This window comes from Bacillus sp. X1(2014) (assembly GCF_007678255.1).
This window is the reverse complement of record NZ_VEED01000072.1, coordinates 1-298: the sequence shown is the minus strand read 5'-3', so window position 1 is coordinate 298 and position 298 is coordinate 1. Positions and strand designations below refer to the sequence as shown.

Here is a 298-nt window from a genome sequence, read left to right as displayed (position 1 = left end):
AGCATATCGGTGTTAGTCCCGTCCTTCATCGGCTCCTAGTGCCAAGGCATTCACCGTGCGCCCTTTCTAACTTAACCGAAGTTAATTATTAAAAGAACTTACTTGTTTATATGATGTCTTGTCAATTATTATCTAGTTTTCAAGGAACAAGTTTCGAGAGATAGTTCTCTCAAAACTAAACAAAAACAGAAACGTCCTTTAACGAAGTATCAGTACTTCATTTTATCCTTAGAAAGGAGGTGATCCAGCCGCACCTTCCGATACGGCTACCTTGTTACGACTTCACCCCAATCATCTG

The 298-nt window shown here is 40.3% G+C and carries 2 rRNA genes; both read right to left on the bottom strand.

What is annotated here, in order from left to right:
- Positions 1–77: ribosomal RNA gene (locus FS608_RS29820) — 23S ribosomal RNA — on the bottom strand; the annotation flags it as partial.
- A gap of 155 nt (positions 78–232) precedes the next feature.
- Positions 233–298 (bottom strand): 16S ribosomal RNA (locus FS608_RS29815); the annotation flags it as partial.